The sequence below is a fragment of the Pseudohaliea sp. genome (assembly GCF_054552115.1).
Genome location: NZ_JBTOLW010000001.1, coordinates 207,276 through 221,516, shown reverse-complemented (window position 1 = coordinate 221,516; position 14,241 = coordinate 207,276). Strand labels below are relative to the sequence as shown.

Genomic DNA, 14,241 nt, shown 5'->3' with positions numbered 1-14,241 from the left:
GCCGCGCAGCGGGAGCCACAGGGCCAGCAGCAGCTGGCTGCCGGCTCGCGACCGATGCCCCTCCTCAGCCTTCGAACGCGACCCGGATCAGCCACATGAGCGCCAGGCCCGCGGCGAAGGCCATGAGATGAACGCCGCTTGCGCCGCGTTCCTGGTGCCGCTTGACCTCCGGCACCAGGTCGGAGGCGCCGATGTAGATAAAGTTGCCCGCGGCGAAGGGGACCAGGAAAGCCACATCGATGCGCGCCGCGGCGAAGTAGGCAACGAGGCCGCCGAGCAGGAACGTGAGCGCCGACAGCACGTTGAACAGCAGCGCGGACCGCTTCGACCAGCCGCCCTGTACGAGGACCGCGAAATCCCCCAGCTCCTGTGGTACCTCGTGGGCCGCGGCCGCGAGCCAGGCCATGATGCCGAGCCGGATATCGATGAGAAAGGTGCCGCCGATCGCAAGACCGCCGATGAAGTTGTGCAGGCCATCGCCGAGCAGGATGAGGTAGGTCATCGGCTGCCGGCCGGTCTCCCTCGCCCGGTGGGAGTGGTGCCAGTGCAGGAACTGCTCGAGCACAAAGAACGTGAAGAAGCCGAGCAGAACCCACAGGAAAAAGCTGTCGCCGCCCGCGAACTGTGCCAGGCCCACCGGAATCATGTGCAGGAAGGCACCGCCGATCAGCGAACCTGCGGCAAAGGCCACCAGTGGCATCAGCAGCCGCTCGAGCGCTCGCTCGCTCAGCACCAGCGTGAGCGACCCCACGAGGGCGAGCGCGCTCATGAGCAGACCACTGGCGACAATCCAGGTCAGCGTCGACACAGTGTTTTCAGGCATCGCTTCCCGGCACCCGGTAGAACGCGCGCGCATTGTCGCACAGCACCGCCCGGGCGCCCGCGTCGCCCAGCGCTTCTCCCACCCGGTCGATGTCCGACGCCGCGAAGGGCCGTGGCGCCCGGGTCGAGGGAAGATCCGAGCCGAACATGAGCGCCTCCGGGTTTACCGCATGGATCTCGCGCAGCGCAGCTTCGACCGGGAAGTCCACGCGGCCGAAACCCGTGGCCTTTACGTGCACGCCACGCTCCACGAGTGCCAGGAGGAGGGGAAACCCGGCCCGGCTGAGGCCGAGGTGGTCGATGCACACGGCGGGAAGCTCGAGCAGCGTGTGGCGCATGGGGCCGAGCTCCGCGGCATCGACGTAGAGCTCCACGTGCCACCCGGCGAGTTCATGGAAGCGCGCTGCCATGGACTGGAGGTCCGCCACGGCCGCCGAGCCGCCGCGTCGAAGATTGAAGCGCACGCCCCGGACTCCCGCCGCCGCCAGCGCCAGTACTTCGTCGTCGGTCACCGCCGCCGGCAGCTGTGTGACGCCCACGAACCCTTCGCCCAGCTCGCGCAGCGCCGCGACCAGGTAGGACTGGTCGAAGGCCTGGAAGGAGCCGGACACCACGGCCCCACCGACCAGCGGCCAGGCCGCCGTGCGCGCGAGATAGTCAGGAACCGTGAAGGACGGGGGCAGGTAGCCCGCGTTTTCGACCACCGGAAAGCGCGGGTCGATGATGTGCAGGTGACTGTCGAACAGTGGCAGCAATTTCAAGCCGGCACGGCATCCTCGTCGCCGAGGATGGCATAGACAATGAACTCGTTCCCGCTGGGTTCAAGAAAGTGGAAGCGGCGCCCGCCGGGGAAGGCGTAGACCGGCTTCAGGATCGTGCCCCCGGCCGCCTCGACCCGCGCCTGGCTGCCGGCGAGGTCATCGCTGTAGAAGCCGACGACCGCCCCGCCGTTTTCCTGCCGCGTGGCCCCCTCGGCCCGGTAGAAACCCACCATGGGCCCGCCCGAAGGGCTGTCGACATAATCGGGGCCGTAATCCGTGAAGGTCCAGCCGAAGGCGTCGGCGAAGAACGCCTTGGTCGCCTCGAGGTCCGCGGACGCGAACTCGAGATAATCGATCTGTTCTGTCTGCGTCATCGCGCTCCCCCACCCGGCTTCCACAGCCCTGTAAACCGCCATCAATGACCGAAGTGTAGGCCACGATGAACGCTCCCGCGGCCGACGAATGGCGGCGGGCAGGCCCAACCCCAGGCATGCGTGGCAGGGCGCCGGTGCGCGCCGCAGCAGGCCTCAGTGGGCCTCATCGGTGCTCCGATAAGGGCCAAACCACCCGGCCAGCCTGGCCGCCGCCTTCTCCTTGACCGCGTCGTCAATGAACAGCGCCACCGTAGCCACCGCGGCGGTCAGGGTCGCCAGGTCATCGCTGAAGCCGATCGCCGGCAGGGCGTCCGGGATGGCGTCTGCCGGAAGCACCAGGTAGGCGAGCGCACCATAAATGACGGAGCGGGCCCAGGCGGGCGTCTGCGGCGCGCGTGCGGCATAGTAGAGCCACAGCGCTTTCTCGACGACCTCGCGCCCCGCGGCCGTGGCATGGTTTCCAAGCTTCGCCCAGAAGCCGGTTTCAACGAGAGCCCGGTCGGTTACCGCCATCCTGTTCACTCCCTGTGGCCAGCAAAGCTGTCCGTCAAAAGCCGTTCATTAAAAATTGAACGTCACCGGAACAGCGTATCGCAAGCGCGCGCCGGCGGCGACGCACTGATCTGTCCCGGCCGGCTGTTCACTCGTCGAGCCCGCCCACCGCCACCACCTGCAGCGGCTCACCAGCCTCGTCCTGCAGCTGCTGGTCGTAAGCCGCCTGGAGGCCGGTCAAATCGGCGCCCTCCTCAACGGGACCGTACTCGATGAGGCGCGGATACATGGGCGACAGAAGTGCAGCGAGAATGCCGATGGCCGAGAACAGGGAGAAGGTATCCGTGTAGCCGAGCTCCCTGGCCAGCACGCCCACCAGGGGTGACCCGGCAGCCTGCCCGAGGGCAACCGCCATGAACGGCAGCACCGGCCCGAGAGACAGGCGTCCCGGCAGGAGGCGTATGCCCGTCATCAGGTACAGGCCTGTCAGGCTCATGTACGCCAGGCCGAAGACCATGGCGGAGAACACCGCGAGCGTGAGCTGGCCGGGGCTCGCGGCAAGGAGAGACAGGCTTGCTGCCAGCATCATCAGCATCAGCGACTGCGTGATCGGCGGGTTGTTCCGGTCCGCGAGATCTGCGACGACCGCGCCGCCGAGGCCGGCCAGGCCCACGGCCAGCCAGAGCCCCCCGGTCGCGGCTGCCGGCAGCCCGCCGGTCGTCACCATGAGATCCGGCGCAAAGACCCAGTAGGCGGAAGCGACAAAGCCCATGATGAAAGCAAACACGGAAAGGCGGAGGAGCCGCCACCATTGCAGCGCCGTGACGGCTGGCGGGGGGGCCGCGTCGGCGGGCGTGATGCGTGATACAGCGGGGATGACCGCGACCGCCGCAAGGACACCGAGCGCCGCCAGCACCGCGAACACCGCATAGGCGAAGCGCCAGTCGCCGGCGAGAAAGAACACCGCGGGCACGGACAGCACCACACCGATGCTGGTGCCCGCATTCATCACCGAGCTCACGCGCCCGTGCAGTGAGCGGTCGACCAGCGCCTGCATGGCCGCCGTGAGCGCCGGCATCATGAGCCCGGTGCAGAGTCCGCAGGCGAACACGCCTGCCCCGAGCATGAACGCATCGTCGCTCGCGCTGATCAGCGCGAGGCCCGCCGTACCGAAAACGCCGGAGAGCACGGCGGCATTGCGGGCGCCCAGCCGGTCAGCCGCCAGGGGCGCGACCAGGGTCGCCAGCACGAAGCTCACCAGCGGCAGCGCGCCGATGACGCCCACGAGCGCAGGCCGCAGCGCGAGGTCGTCGCGGATCGGCGGTACGAACAGGCCGAAGGCGAAGCGCGCGATCCCGTAGCTGATGGCGACCAGCGCGGCGCCGAACAGCGAAAAACTGGTGCTGGAAAGCTCCCTGATAGCGGCCTCCGCGCGCCCGGCGGTCTCGGGCGCAAGCTGCGGCTTCGACGGTGCCACAACCCCTACCGTCGCTGTCAACGAGGACCGGTTGCCCGGGGGTCACTCTTCCTCGAGCGCTTCGCGCTCCTGCTCGTAGGCCTCGTAGGGCTTGTCGAGTTGCTGCATGCACTCTTCATAGCGCGAGTCCGGATACCGCTGGCAGTCCACCCGCTGGCTTTCCTGGATGGCGTCGTAGAGCTGCTGGTTGCTGCAGCCGACGGCGCAGAAACAGAGCCCAAGCAGTAATGCAGAACCGGGTCTCATGACGGCACGAACCCCGCACTCTCCCTGATACTGATGGGGTTACCGTCAGGGTCTGTACAGCGAACGATCGTACCCCAGTCATTCCTGATCAGCCTGGCCTTGCTGTCCTGCTTGCGGATCGCGTCGAAGGCTTCCTGAATATCCGCCACGTTGAAGCGCAGTATGGTCGGGCTCTGCGCGCTGGTCTTTTCCTCTGCAGACGCCACGCCGCCGGTCTCGATCATGAGATAGGCGGAGCCGAACTCCAGGCAGGTCAGGCGGAAGTCGCCATTCACCTTCGAAAACAATTCGTTCAGACCGAACACCGTTCTGTAGAACGAGACACATGCGTCGAAGTTGGCGACATTCAGGATGAGACCGCACCGCTCAACGTCCATGGCGAATCCTCTATGGCAGTCGCGCCGTAAGGACGCTCACTTTGGCTCACGCACCCCGGGAGAAGCGCGCCCGAATCCGGCTCGATCTTAGCAGGTAGGCGGACAGCGCGATGTACAGCAGGTACTCCCCGGTCATCACGTAGTAACGCGCCACTCCACCACCGAACGCCCGAAAATCCACCGTCTCGACGAAACACAGGGTGGCGAGTGTCGCGTACATCGTGATCGTGGCATCGGCTCATGGCAAACCCCGTCGCTTTCCGCTTCGGCCACCCCGCCCGGGATGCCCTGCTGCGTCAGCCGCCGGCGCGGCGTCCTTCGAGGTCGTCGATGAAGCCGCGCTTGTCCTCGGGGGAAATGAGCACTGACTTGCCGGAGCCATAGGCGATGCACAGGCGGTCCAGGGACAGCGCCGGGCTGGACAGGGGGTTGGACGTGGGCGTGACGCCGGTGATCTGCCCGAGGGGGATGCGCCAGCGGAAGGGCCCGCAGGTGACCCTCAACACCTCATCGGTCAAGGTGTAGCGGGTGCTGGCGACGAGCCAGAGCGGCAGCCCGATACCGACCAGCAGCGCCACGAGGGGCCCGGCCAGCCCGAGACCACTCGCTGCGCGAAACGACGCCAGCGCAGCACCGAGGCAGACGATGGCCGAAGCGACCAGGACCACCACCAGCCAGCGATCCACCCTGGAACGATACACCCTGCTCATGAATCCCCTCCGGGAAAACGGTAGGCCCTTATGATCATGGCAAGGAGCGCAAAGCGCTTGCCATACCCTGTCATGCGTCTTGCCGGGCAGTTCGCTTGTTCATCAACTTGTAGAGCACATCAATACGTTTGTGAGTTCGACGATTGATCTCGGTAACGGCAATCTGGTTGACAAGAACGAAACCCAGGAGCAAGACCGCCACGTTCTCGGGCGAACTACTGAAACTGGAAACTTTTTGTACCCAAACAAAGATAGCGACCGTGAGAGCATAGCCAAGAATCGTGCCGGCAGGATTGTCAGAAGGACGAAGCGACTCCATCTCTTTGACAAGATCATCGGTGCCCTTCATTGCTCTATAGATCAACTCGGCTTCAGTCCTGTTCACTTCGATGTCCTCCGGAAGATACACAACGGTGCCTCAACGGGCTGAGAAACCGGGCTGCGGCTTGGAAGCCCGAGCGCTGCAAGGCGGCGCGGTAGCACACGGCCCTGTCAGGTCGCGGTACCACGCCGCCTCCACAAGATAAGCAAGACTAGCGCAAAAACCACTCCCGTCGGCCCCAGCCAAAGGTAGCCCTGTTCAAAGCGAAACGTGCTGCCCCGCGGCACCCAGAATGGCGCGGAGGCTGCAACGCAGAAATACATTGCTACTGACGACGTCCTGGGTGCACCGGCAAACGCGCAACAGATGGCCAAGGGGACAGCGACCATACCAGCGAGGATGGCCCCGCCGGCAAATACCGGCATAGTCCACCAGGCTGCAAAGGAAAGAAAGAGCGCTATCGACGCAAGAAGCGCTGCTATCCTTTTTCTGCTACTCACCACGACAGCTAACGCTTCAAGCAGGGGCCCGCGTTAGCGGGTCCCGGCGCGAAGCGCCCTTGCTGCCTTGGCTTGTTATGGGGCCGCCAAGATTGCATGACACTCCTGAACGGCTCCTCTGCACTCGACCCTGTTGTAGAAGCCCAGGTTTTTCCAGTGGCTGTACTCTGAATTGATTTCGGCGGAGAACCAAAAGACTTCAACCACACCAGTTACTCTATAGCTCGAGGACTGATACCTGAACCTGGATAGTGCTTCAATCGATGGTTTTTCAAAATATCCTTCCGGACAGCACGCCAGAACCTGTGGATTCTCTACATCGCCGTTCTCCGCGACATCGAACTGCAAGGTGCAAAATCCGTTTATCTCTTTCCGCGCCGCTTCCATTGGGTACATTGCTGAAAATCGGAGAATCGGAAAGTACATTTTCGTGTGCAGAGAAAAATCCGATTTAGCCCAGGCGCTATTTGCTGTGACCGCCACTAGAAACACCAGCTTAGGAGTAAGGCTCATCCGAGTAACGATGCCCCATAACGCTGCCAGCAGCGGGCGACCAAGCCGCGTAGCGGTTTGGACATCCCGCGGCGGAAGGGAGCGAACTGCCTGGCCTGGTTAGATGGCGGGATCGCACTCATTGAAATAACCAAGGTCTATTGCAATGGACAGCGCTTGTTTGTCGAGAAACCACGCATCAGCAGCAAGGATACCGCGTTCGTATCGCATCGCATTCCATAGTTCATGGAGCCCGTTTGCCCATAGACCCAAGAAAACTAGAACGAAAGCACCAGTTGCCCAGTAGTAGGCTGAGCCTTTCAGAATCCCTTTCATGAGTTGGTGCATGGCTAAAGCAGCCAAACCGGAAACAATCGAAACGATGTACAAATAGGGATTTTGCCATCAAGTAGCGTTCGGAGCCCAGAACGAATACATGCACGCATTTGCTTCGATAGAGACACTCAGAATAAAAATGATCTGAAAGAGAATCCACGAGACTACGACAGTCACAGAAAGTAGTAGTGGCTGGATGTCCAGAACGCTGCGGTGCTCTTTGGTTGGTACCTTGGTAGCCATCTAACGCCCTTATTCACGCGCCAGCGTAACAGGTCGCGTGCAATTGATTGTTAGCTGTCCAACTCAGACTCTAAAAGCAATCTGCGAAGCTGCCTTTCTTCTCTCATGACATGCAAAATAAGAACAACGTCATCTTCGCTGCGATAGAAAATCCGGCAAGGCCTTACATACAGTTCACGGTAGATTGAATCAGGCAGCTCTGGTGGAGCATGGCCAGACTGCGGAAATTGCTCGAGCCGCTCAATCGTAGAGAAGATCGCCTTCACAAGATTAGATGCCGCGCTGGGCTTATCAAGCGCAATGTATTCCGCAATCTCCTCTAACTGGTCCAACGCCGGGTCTGTCCATATTATTTCAGCCACTTCTGCATCCGCTCCTTGGCTTTGCTATGGGAGGTAGTCTTGCCCTCCAGAATTGCCCGCTCTCCCTTGGACAATCCTTCCAGCAGTGCCAGTCTGCGCTGCATAAACTCGTAGTCCTGAACATCAACCAGGTAGGCCGATGGTTGACCATGTTCTGTAATCAAGACGGCCTCTTTGCTTTCATGCAAATCCGCTAGGATCTTCGTTGCTTGACGCTTGAGGTTGGTGACTAGTTCAACTTTCATGGGCTAACCTCTTCTGAAGTATCACTATAGTATCACTTCGATAGGGCTCCGGCTACAGCGTACTTGCTGAGAACTTGACAGCTAACAGCTAAGTAACCGGACCGGCCCGTCTATCACCATTCCGGCTACCTCCCGTCGCATTGAACTACTCATTACGTATCACCGCTATAAATCAACAACTTACGCGTTATCAAAGGTAGCACCAGTGGATCACCGCTGCCCGTCGCGTTTAACGGTTCATCAAAAACGCTCAGGACATTCTGATGCAAATTCTCTCTCCATCAGTGGCTTACGGCGGCTAGTTGCAGCGCACTGGCACGCGTCCGTTGAAAAACGGCATTGGCAGAACCTTACAGAGAGCTATACTGTATGTCCATACAGTACTTCTTGGTGCTCGATGGACGATATCCGACCCAACGTGCCGGCGGCACCGGTCCGCCTGTTCGACCAGTTGCGCCGCCACAGGCGCGATCACGGCTATGCATGGAAAACGGAAAAGACCTACCTGCACTGGGTCCGGCGGTTCATCCTTTTCCATGGGAAGCAGCATCCGGCCAGGCTCTCCGCGAGGCATGTGGATGAGTTCCTCAGCAACCTGGCGAACGAAGGACACTGCTCACCCGCCACGCAGCGTATTGCACTTCACGTGCTCATCCTTCGCACCCGGGCCTGAACAGCGGATAACCGCTCCTTCATGCCCTACGCCGAGCTCCACTGCCTCACCTGCTACAGCTTCCTCCGCGGCGCCTCGCACCCGCAGGAGTTGGTGGAGCGTGCGGCGGCCCTGGGCTATGGCGGCCTGGCAATCACCGATGAATGCTCGCTGGCAGGCGTAGTAAAGGCTCACGTCGCGGCCAGGGAATGCGGCCTGCCGCTGCTCATCGGCAGCGAGTTCCGGCTGGTGGAGGGGGTGCGGCTGGTGGCGCTGGCACCGTCCCGGGCGGCCTACGGCGAGCTGTCGGGGCTCATCAGCCTGGCGCGGCGGCGCAGTCCCAAGGGGCAGTACCGGGCGACGCTGCGCGACGTGATCTTCCACCTCAAGCGCTGCCTGCTGATCTGGCTGCCGGAGGATTCGGGCGAGGAGACGCGCGGCTACGGCCGGCAGCTCGCCCGCCTGTGCCAGGGGCGCGTGTGGCTGGGGGTGCACTACCTGCTCGGCAACGGCGAGGTGGCGCGCTACCTTGCGCTGAACCGCCTCGGGGCGGAGCTGGGGCTGCCGCTGGTGGCCTGCGGTGATGTGCGCATGCACACGGCGCAGCGCAAGCCGCTGCACGACGTGATGACGGCGCTCCGTCACAACACCTCGGTGGAGCGCCTGGGGCGCCGGCGCCTGCCCAACGCCCAGCAGCACCTGCGCAGCCTCGAGCAACTGCGCACGCTCTACCCCGACGAGCTGCTGGCCGAGACGGCGCGCATCGCCGCGCGCTGCGCCTTCAGCCTCGACGAGCTGCGCTACGAGTACCCGGAGGAGCTGGTGCCCCCGGGCCACACGGCGGCGAGCTACCTGCGCGAACTGGTCGCCAGCGGCGAACGGTCGCGCTGGCCCCGGGGCACGCCGGTGGCGATCCGCGAGCGCATCGACGGCGAGCTCGCGCTCATCCACGAGCTCGAATACGAGTACTACTTCCTCACCGTGCACGACGTGGTGCGCTTCGCCCGGGAGCGGGGCATCCTCTGCCAGGGGCGCGGCTCGGCGGCCAACTCCGTGGTCTGCTACTGCCTGCATATCACCGAGGTGTCGCCGGAGCAGGTGTCCCTGCTCTTCGAGCGCTTCATCTCCCGGGAGCGCGACGAGCCGCCGGACATCGACGTGGACTTCGAGCACGAGCGCCGCGAGGAGGTCCTCCAGTACATCTACGACAAGTACGGCCGGCGCCGGGCTGCGCTCGCGGCCACGGTCATCACCTACCGCGCGCGCAGCGCCGTGCGCGACGTCGGCAAGGCCCTGGGGCTCGACCCGGTGTTCGTCGACGACCTGGCCAAATCCCTGGCCTGGTGGGACAAGACACGGGACCTGGAAAAGCGCTTCGAGGAGCAGGGCGTGGCAGGGCACGGCCGGACGGCGCAGCTGTTCTACACGCTGGTACAGGAGCTGCTCGGCTTTCCCCGGCACCTGTCGCAGCACGTGGGCGGCTTCGTCATCTCCCGCGGGCCGCTGTCGAACCTGGTGCCCGTGGAGAACGCGAGCATGCCCGAGCGCACCGTGATCCAGTGGGACAAGGAGGACATCGAGGCCCTGGGCCTCCTGAAGGTCGACATCCTCGCCCTCGGCATGCTCTCGGCGGTGCGCAAGAGCCTCGAGCTGGTGAACGGCTACGAGCCGCGCCTGCGCAGCATCGCCGATGTGCCGCGGGAGGATGCCGCCACCTACCGCATGCTGCAGCAGGCGGACGCCATCGGCGTGTTCCAGATCGAGTCCCGGGCGCAGATGACCATGCTGCCGCGCCTGAAGCCCGCCTGCTTCTACGACCTGGTGATCGAGATCGCCATCGTCCGCCCGGGGCCGATCCAGGGCGACATGGTGCACCCCTACCTGCGCCGCCGGCAGGGGCTGGAGCCGGTCACCTACCCGGACGAAGCCATCCGCGGCGTCCTCGAGAGCACCCTCGGCGTGCCCATCTTCCAGGAGCAGGTCATCCGCCTGGCCATGGTCGCCGCGGGCTTTTCCGGCGGCGAGGCGGACGCCCTGCGCCGGGCCATCACCAACTGGGGGAAGAACAGCAAGCTGCTCACCTTCGAGCAGCAGCTCACGGAGGGCATGATCAAGCGCGGCTACGATGAAGACTTCGCCCGGCGGCTGTTCGACCAGATCAAGGGCTTTGGCGGCTACGGTTTCCCGGAGTCGCACTCGGCGAGCTTCGCGCTGCTGGCCTACGTGTCCGCCTGGCTCAAGCGGCACCACCCGGCGGCCTTCTACCTGGGGCTGCTGAACAGCCAGCCCATGGGCTTCTACACCCCTTCGCAGCTGCTGCAGGACGCGCGCCGCCACGGCGTGCTGGTACTGCCGGTGGACGTGAACGCGAGCGGCTGGGACCACGAGCTGGCGCTGGATCCGGAAGACCTACAGCCGGCCCGCGGCCCCATCCGCCTCGGCCTGCGCCTAGTGAAGGGCCTCTCGCGCGAGGCTGCCACACGGCTTACGGAAGCGCGCAGGAGCGGCCCCTTCACCCAGGTGGCGGACCTGCGCCGGCGCGCGCGCCTCGACAAGGGCGACCTGCAGGCGCTGGTGGCCGCCGATGCGCTGGCCAACATCAGCGGCCACCGGCGCCAGTCGCACTGGCAGGTGCTGGCCATGGAAAGCGCGAAGCCGCTGCTGGCCTACGAGGCCGCCGAGCCGGTCGCGGCCCTGGACGACGCCGTGGCCCTCCCCGCCCCCGGGGTCGCCGAGGAGGTGCTGGCCGACTACCGCGCCCTGTCGCTGACGCTGCGCGCCCACCCCCTTTCCCTGCTCCGCGACCGCGCCCCCTTCGACCGCTGCAAACGCCAGGCAGACCTCGCCGGCCTCGGCAGCGGCCGCTTCGTGCGCATCGCCGGCCTGGTCACCTGCCGGCAGCGGCCGGGCACCGCATCGGGGGTGGTCTTCCTCACCCTCGAGGACGAAACCGGCAACGCCAACGTGGTGATCTGGCCGCGGGTGCAGGAGCGCTTCCGCGCCGCCCTGATGAACGCGCGGCTATTGCTGGTCAAGGGCACGGTGGAGGCGCGAGATGGCGTCATCCACGTGATGGCCGGGGCCCTCGAGGACCTGACGGGCGAGCTGGAAGGGCTCGGCGTGAAGTCGCGGGACTTTCACTAGGGCGGTGCTCCCCGGGCGACCCAGCGCAGGCGGAACTGCTTCTCGATCTCCGTGATGACGAAGACGGCCACTCCCGCAAGCACGACAAACACACCCTCCAGAAGCGGCACCGCCTCCGTGCCGAATACCGGCTGCAGCGGCGGCAGGTAGGTAATGGCGCACTGCGCCAGCGTGACCGTGATCACCGTGGCCCAGACGATGGGCGTGCCGCGAACGCCCTGGAGGGTCAGCGATGTGCCGTGGAGGTTGCGGATGAAGAACAGGTAGAAGATCTCCATCACCACCAGCGTGTTCATGGCCAGGGTACGCGCCAGCTCGAGGCTGTAGCCCTGGGCGACGCCCCAGCGGTACATCCCGAACACGCCCACGGCAAACAGGCCCGAGACGAACACCACCTGCCAGGCGAGTTCCCCGCTGAGCAGCGGCTCGTCGCGGGCCCGGGGCGGCCGCCGCATCGTGTTGCGCTCCGTGGGCTCGAAGGCCAGGGCAATGCCCAGGGTCACGGCGGTAATCAGGTTGACCCAGAGAATCTGCACCGGGGTGATCGGCAGCGACATGCCCAGCAACAGGGCCACGATGATGGTGATGGCCTCGCCGCCGTTGGTCGGCAGGGTCCAGCGCAGGACCTTGCGCAGGTTGTCGTAGACCGTCCGCCCCTCCTGCACGCCGGCGACGATGGAGGCGAAGTTGTCGTCGGCGAGGACCAGCTCCGCGGCCTCCTTCGCCGCCTCGGAGCCGCCGCGTCCCATGGCGATTCCCGCATCGGCCCGCTTCAGCGCCGGCGCATCGTTGACGCCGTCCCCGGTCATGGCAACCACGAGACCGCGGCTCTGCAGGGCCACGACCAGGCGCAGCTTGTGCTCCGGGCTGGTGCGGGCGAAGACATCGCAGGCCAGGGCGGCCTCCGCCAGCGCGTCGTCGTCCAGGTGCTCGATATCCGCACCCGTCAGCACGCGCTCCGGCCGCGCCAGCCCGAGGTCGCGGGCGATGGCCGCGGCAGTCCCGGCGTGGTCGCCGGTGATCATCTTCACCGCGATGCCGGCCTCGGTGCAGCGGGCCACGGCCTCGATGGCCTCGGCGCGCGGTGGGTCGATCAGGCCGACCAGGCCCAGCAGTTCCAGCCCGCCCGCCACGTCCTCCTCCTCGAGGACGGTTTTCTCCGCCGGCACCGGGCGCCGCGCCAGGGCCAGCACCCGCTGGCCGCTCGCGGCGATCTGCTCCGCCTGCTCCCGCCAGTGTTCCAGGTCGAACCCGGCTCCCGCCGCCGCGCCGGCGCTGTCACAGCGTTCAAGGACCGCCTCCGGCGCCCCCTTGAGGAAAATGGCCCCCTGCCCCTCGTGGTCGTGATGCAGGGTGGCCATGAAGCGGTGCCGCGCATCGAAGGGAATCTCGTCGGTGCGCCGCCACTGGCGCCGAAGCTCCCGGTCCGGCCGGCCCGCCCGGGCCACCAGCGTGAGCAGCGCGCCTTCCATGGGATCGCCCTGGACGGTCCAGCTACCATCCTCGCCGCGGCGCAACGCCGCGTCGTTGCACAGGGCACTGGCGGTGGCCAGCATCGCGAGGGGCCGCGCCGCGTCCCCGCTGCCGGCGCAGGCCTCGATGTGGCCTTCCGGCGCATAGCCCTCACCGCTCACCCGGTAGCGGTCGCCGGCGGCGGTGAGCACGGTGACCACCATCATCTCGTTGCGCGTCATGGTGCCGGTCTTGTCGCTGCAGATGACGGAAACGGCGCCCACGGCCTCGATCGCGGGCAGCCGGCGCACGATGGCGCAGCGCCTCGCCATGGCCTGCACGCCCACGGCCAGGGTGATGGTCAGCACCGCCGGCAGCCCCTCGGGAATGGCGGCCACCGAGAGCCCCACCACGGCCATGAACAGTTCAGCAAAGGGCTGCCCGGCCAGGAAGTAGCCGAAACCGAGGAGCACGAGGGCGAGGGCGAGGATGACCAGCGTCAGCACCCGGGCGAAATGGTCCATCTGCCGCAGCAGGGGCGTTTCCAGGCCCTCAACCGCCGAGAGCAGGCCGCTGATCCGGCCGATCTCCGTGGCGGCACCGGTCGCCGTGACCACGCCGCGGCAGCTTCCGCCGGCGAGCAGGGTGCCCGAGAACAGCATGCTGGACCGGTCGCCGAGCGGCGCGTCGTCGGCTACCGGCTCGACGACCTTTTCCACGGCCATCGATTCACCGGTGAGGATCGCCTCCTGCACCGTCGCCCCGCGGCAGGCCAGCAGCCGGAGATCCGCCGGCACCCTGTCGCCGGCCTCGAGAAGCACCACGTCGCCGGGAACGAGCTCCTCGCTCGGGAGCTGCACGCGTTCGCCATCGCGGAGCAGGGAAGCGCGCGGGGCGAGCATGGCCCGGATGGCACCCATGGCCTTCTCCGCCTTGCCCTCCTGCACGAAACCGATGACCGCGTTCACCAGCACCACGGCAAGGATGACACCGGTGTCCACCCAGTGACCGAGCAGCGTGGTCACCAGTGCCGCGACGAGCAGCACGTAGATGAGTACATTGTGGAAGTGGCGCAGGAAGCGCAGGAGCGCCGGTGTCGGCGCCGGTCCCGGCAGGCTGTTGGGGCCATGGCGTTCGAGGCGCGCGGCCGCCTCCGCGGCGCTGAGGCCCTGCTCGTTGCTGTCGAGTTCCGACAGGACCTCGCGCACACCCATGGCGTGGAAAGCTGTCATGG

16 protein-coding genes are annotated in these 14,241 nt (G+C 65.5%); 2 read left to right on the top strand and 14 right to left on the bottom strand.

Annotation, left to right across the window (positions count from 1 at the left end; all coding sequences use genetic code 11):
* Positions 1 to 64: 64 nt before the first annotated feature.
* The 13 genes from ACX93N_RS01000 to ACX93N_RS00940 all read right to left on the bottom strand — a co-directional run bounded on the left by ACX93N_RS01000 (position 65) and on the right by ACX93N_RS00940 (position 7,759).
* Positions 65 to 823 (bottom strand): ZIP family metal transporter, encoded by a 759-nt coding sequence (locus tag ACX93N_RS01000; protein WP_459426514.1) that lies wholly within the window; start codon positions 821 to 823, stop codon positions 65 to 67.
* The gene (locus ACX93N_RS00995; RefSeq protein WP_459426513.1) at positions 816 to 1,583 is read right to left on the bottom strand and encodes an amidohydrolase family protein; all 768 of its coding nucleotides are present in this window, start codon (positions 1,581 to 1,583) and stop codon (positions 816 to 818) included. Before ACX93N_RS00995 ends, ACX93N_RS01000 begins: the two co-directional genes overlap by 8 nt.
* Entirely contained in the window at positions 1,580 to 1,957 is a 378-nt protein-coding gene (locus tag ACX93N_RS00990) for a VOC family protein (protein ID WP_459426512.1), read from the bottom strand. Before ACX93N_RS00990 ends, ACX93N_RS00995 begins: the two co-directional genes overlap by 4 nt.
* A gap of 153 nt (positions 1,958 to 2,110) precedes the next feature.
* Complete coding sequence (locus ACX93N_RS00985) at positions 2,111 to 2,470, bottom strand: YkvA family protein (RefSeq protein WP_459426511.1); 360 nt, start codon at positions 2,468 to 2,470, stop codon at positions 2,111 to 2,113.
* A gap of 127 nt (positions 2,471 to 2,597) precedes the next feature.
* Entirely contained in the window at positions 2,598 to 3,926 is a 1,329-nt protein-coding gene (locus ACX93N_RS00980) for an MFS transporter (RefSeq protein WP_459426510.1), read from the bottom strand.
* Positions 3,927 to 3,968: 42 nt separating this feature from the next.
* Positions 3,969 to 4,172: a hypothetical protein gene (locus ACX93N_RS00975; RefSeq protein ID WP_459426509.1), complete on the bottom strand. Its 204-nt coding sequence runs from the start codon at positions 4,170 to 4,172 to the stop codon at positions 3,969 to 3,971.
* A complete protein-coding gene (locus ACX93N_RS00970; protein WP_459426508.1) occupies positions 4,169 to 4,549 on the bottom strand; it encodes a VOC family protein in 381 nt (126 codons plus the stop codon). Before ACX93N_RS00970 ends, ACX93N_RS00975 begins: the two co-directional genes overlap by 4 nt.
* Before the next feature lie 46 nt (positions 4,550 to 4,595).
* Positions 4,596 to 4,769, bottom strand: coding sequence for a hypothetical protein (locus ACX93N_RS00965; RefSeq protein ID WP_459426507.1), 174 nt, complete (start codon positions 4,767 to 4,769; stop codon positions 4,596 to 4,598).
* 76 nt (positions 4,770 to 4,845) lie between these two features.
* On the bottom strand, positions 4,846 to 5,259 hold the full coding sequence (locus ACX93N_RS00960) for a PH domain-containing protein (RefSeq protein WP_459426506.1): 414 nt from the start codon (positions 5,257 to 5,259) through the stop codon (positions 4,846 to 4,848).
* Positions 5,260 to 5,329: 70 nt separating this feature from the next.
* The gene (locus tag ACX93N_RS00955; RefSeq protein ID WP_459426505.1) at positions 5,330 to 5,644 is read right to left on the bottom strand and encodes a hypothetical protein; all 315 of its coding nucleotides are present in this window, start codon (positions 5,642 to 5,644) and stop codon (positions 5,330 to 5,332) included.
* A 512-nt stretch (positions 5,645 to 6,156) separates the two neighbouring features.
* Complete coding sequence (locus ACX93N_RS00950; RefSeq protein WP_459426568.1) at positions 6,157 to 6,468, bottom strand: energy transducer TonB; 312 nt, start codon at positions 6,466 to 6,468, stop codon at positions 6,157 to 6,159.
* 734 nt (positions 6,469 to 7,202) lie between these two features.
* Positions 7,203 to 7,514 carry a type II toxin-antitoxin system RelE/ParE family toxin gene (locus ACX93N_RS00945; RefSeq protein WP_459426504.1) on the bottom strand — a complete coding sequence of 104 codons (312 nt, stop codon included), beginning with the start codon at positions 7,512 to 7,514 and terminating at the stop codon, positions 7,203 to 7,205.
* Positions 7,502 to 7,759 carry a type II toxin-antitoxin system Phd/YefM family antitoxin gene (locus ACX93N_RS00940; RefSeq protein WP_058020451.1) on the bottom strand — a complete coding sequence of 86 codons (258 nt, stop codon included), beginning with the start codon at positions 7,757 to 7,759 and terminating at the stop codon, positions 7,502 to 7,504. The genes ACX93N_RS00945 and ACX93N_RS00940 overlap by 13 nt, the downstream gene beginning before the upstream one ends.
* A 397-nt stretch (positions 7,760 to 8,156) precedes the next feature.
* Here ACX93N_RS00940 and ACX93N_RS00935 point away from each other — a divergent pair, with 397 nt between their 5' ends.
* Complete coding sequence (locus ACX93N_RS00935) at positions 8,157 to 8,432, top strand: site-specific integrase (protein WP_459426503.1); 276 nt, start codon at positions 8,157 to 8,159, stop codon at positions 8,430 to 8,432.
* A gap of 21 nt (positions 8,433 to 8,453) precedes the next feature.
* On the top strand, positions 8,454 to 11,555 hold the full coding sequence (locus ACX93N_RS00930; RefSeq protein WP_459426502.1) for an error-prone DNA polymerase: 3,102 nt from the start codon (positions 8,454 to 8,456) through the stop codon (positions 11,553 to 11,555).
* Here ACX93N_RS00930 and ACX93N_RS00925 read toward each other — a convergent pair.
* Positions 11,552 to 14,239, bottom strand: coding sequence for an HAD-IC family P-type ATPase (locus tag ACX93N_RS00925; protein ID WP_459426501.1), 2,688 nt, complete (start codon positions 14,237 to 14,239; stop codon positions 11,552 to 11,554). The genes ACX93N_RS00930 and ACX93N_RS00925 overlap by 4 nt on opposite strands.
* Positions 14,240 to 14,241 lie beyond the last annotated feature (2 nt).

Coding starts and splice junctions, on each gene's coding strand:
- ACX93N_RS00965 (WP_459426507.1), bottom strand. CDS start 4,769: ATGTACGCGACACTCGCCACCCTGTGTTTCGTCGAGACGGTGGATTTT.
- ACX93N_RS00970 (WP_459426508.1), bottom strand. CDS start 4,549: ATGGACGTTGAGCGGTGCGGTCTCATCCTGAATGTCGCCAACTTCGAC.
- ACX93N_RS00960 (WP_459426506.1), bottom strand. CDS start 5,259: ATGAGCAGGGTGTATCGTTCCAGGGTGGATCGCTGGCTGGTGGTGGTC.
- ACX93N_RS00940 (WP_058020451.1), bottom strand. CDS start 7,759: ATGAAAGTTGAACTAGTCACCAACCTCAAGCGTCAAGCAACGAAGATC.
- ACX93N_RS00985 (WP_459426511.1), bottom strand. CDS start 2,470: ATGGCGGTAACCGACCGGGCTCTCGTTGAAACCGGCTTCTGGGCGAAG.
- ACX93N_RS00990 (WP_459426512.1), bottom strand. CDS start 1,957: ATGACGCAGACAGAACAGATCGATTATCTCGAGTTCGCGTCCGCGGAC.
- ACX93N_RS00975 (WP_459426509.1), bottom strand. CDS start 4,172: ATGAGACCCGGTTCTGCATTACTGCTTGGGCTCTGTTTCTGCGCCGTC.
- ACX93N_RS00950 (WP_459426568.1), bottom strand. CDS start 6,468: ATGGAAGCGGCGCGGAAAGAGATAAACGGATTTTGCACCTTGCAGTTC.
- ACX93N_RS00925 (WP_459426501.1), bottom strand. CDS start 14,239: ATGACAGCTTTCCACGCCATGGGTGTGCGCGAGGTCCTGTCGGAACTC.
- ACX93N_RS00930 (WP_459426502.1), top strand. CDS start 8,454: ATGCCCTACGCCGAGCTCCACTGCCTCACCTGCTACAGCTTCCTCCGC.
- ACX93N_RS01000 (WP_459426514.1), bottom strand. CDS start 823: ATGCCTGAAAACACTGTGTCGACGCTGACCTGGATTGTCGCCAGTGGT.
- ACX93N_RS00935 (WP_459426503.1), top strand. CDS start 8,157: ATGGACGATATCCGACCCAACGTGCCGGCGGCACCGGTCCGCCTGTTC.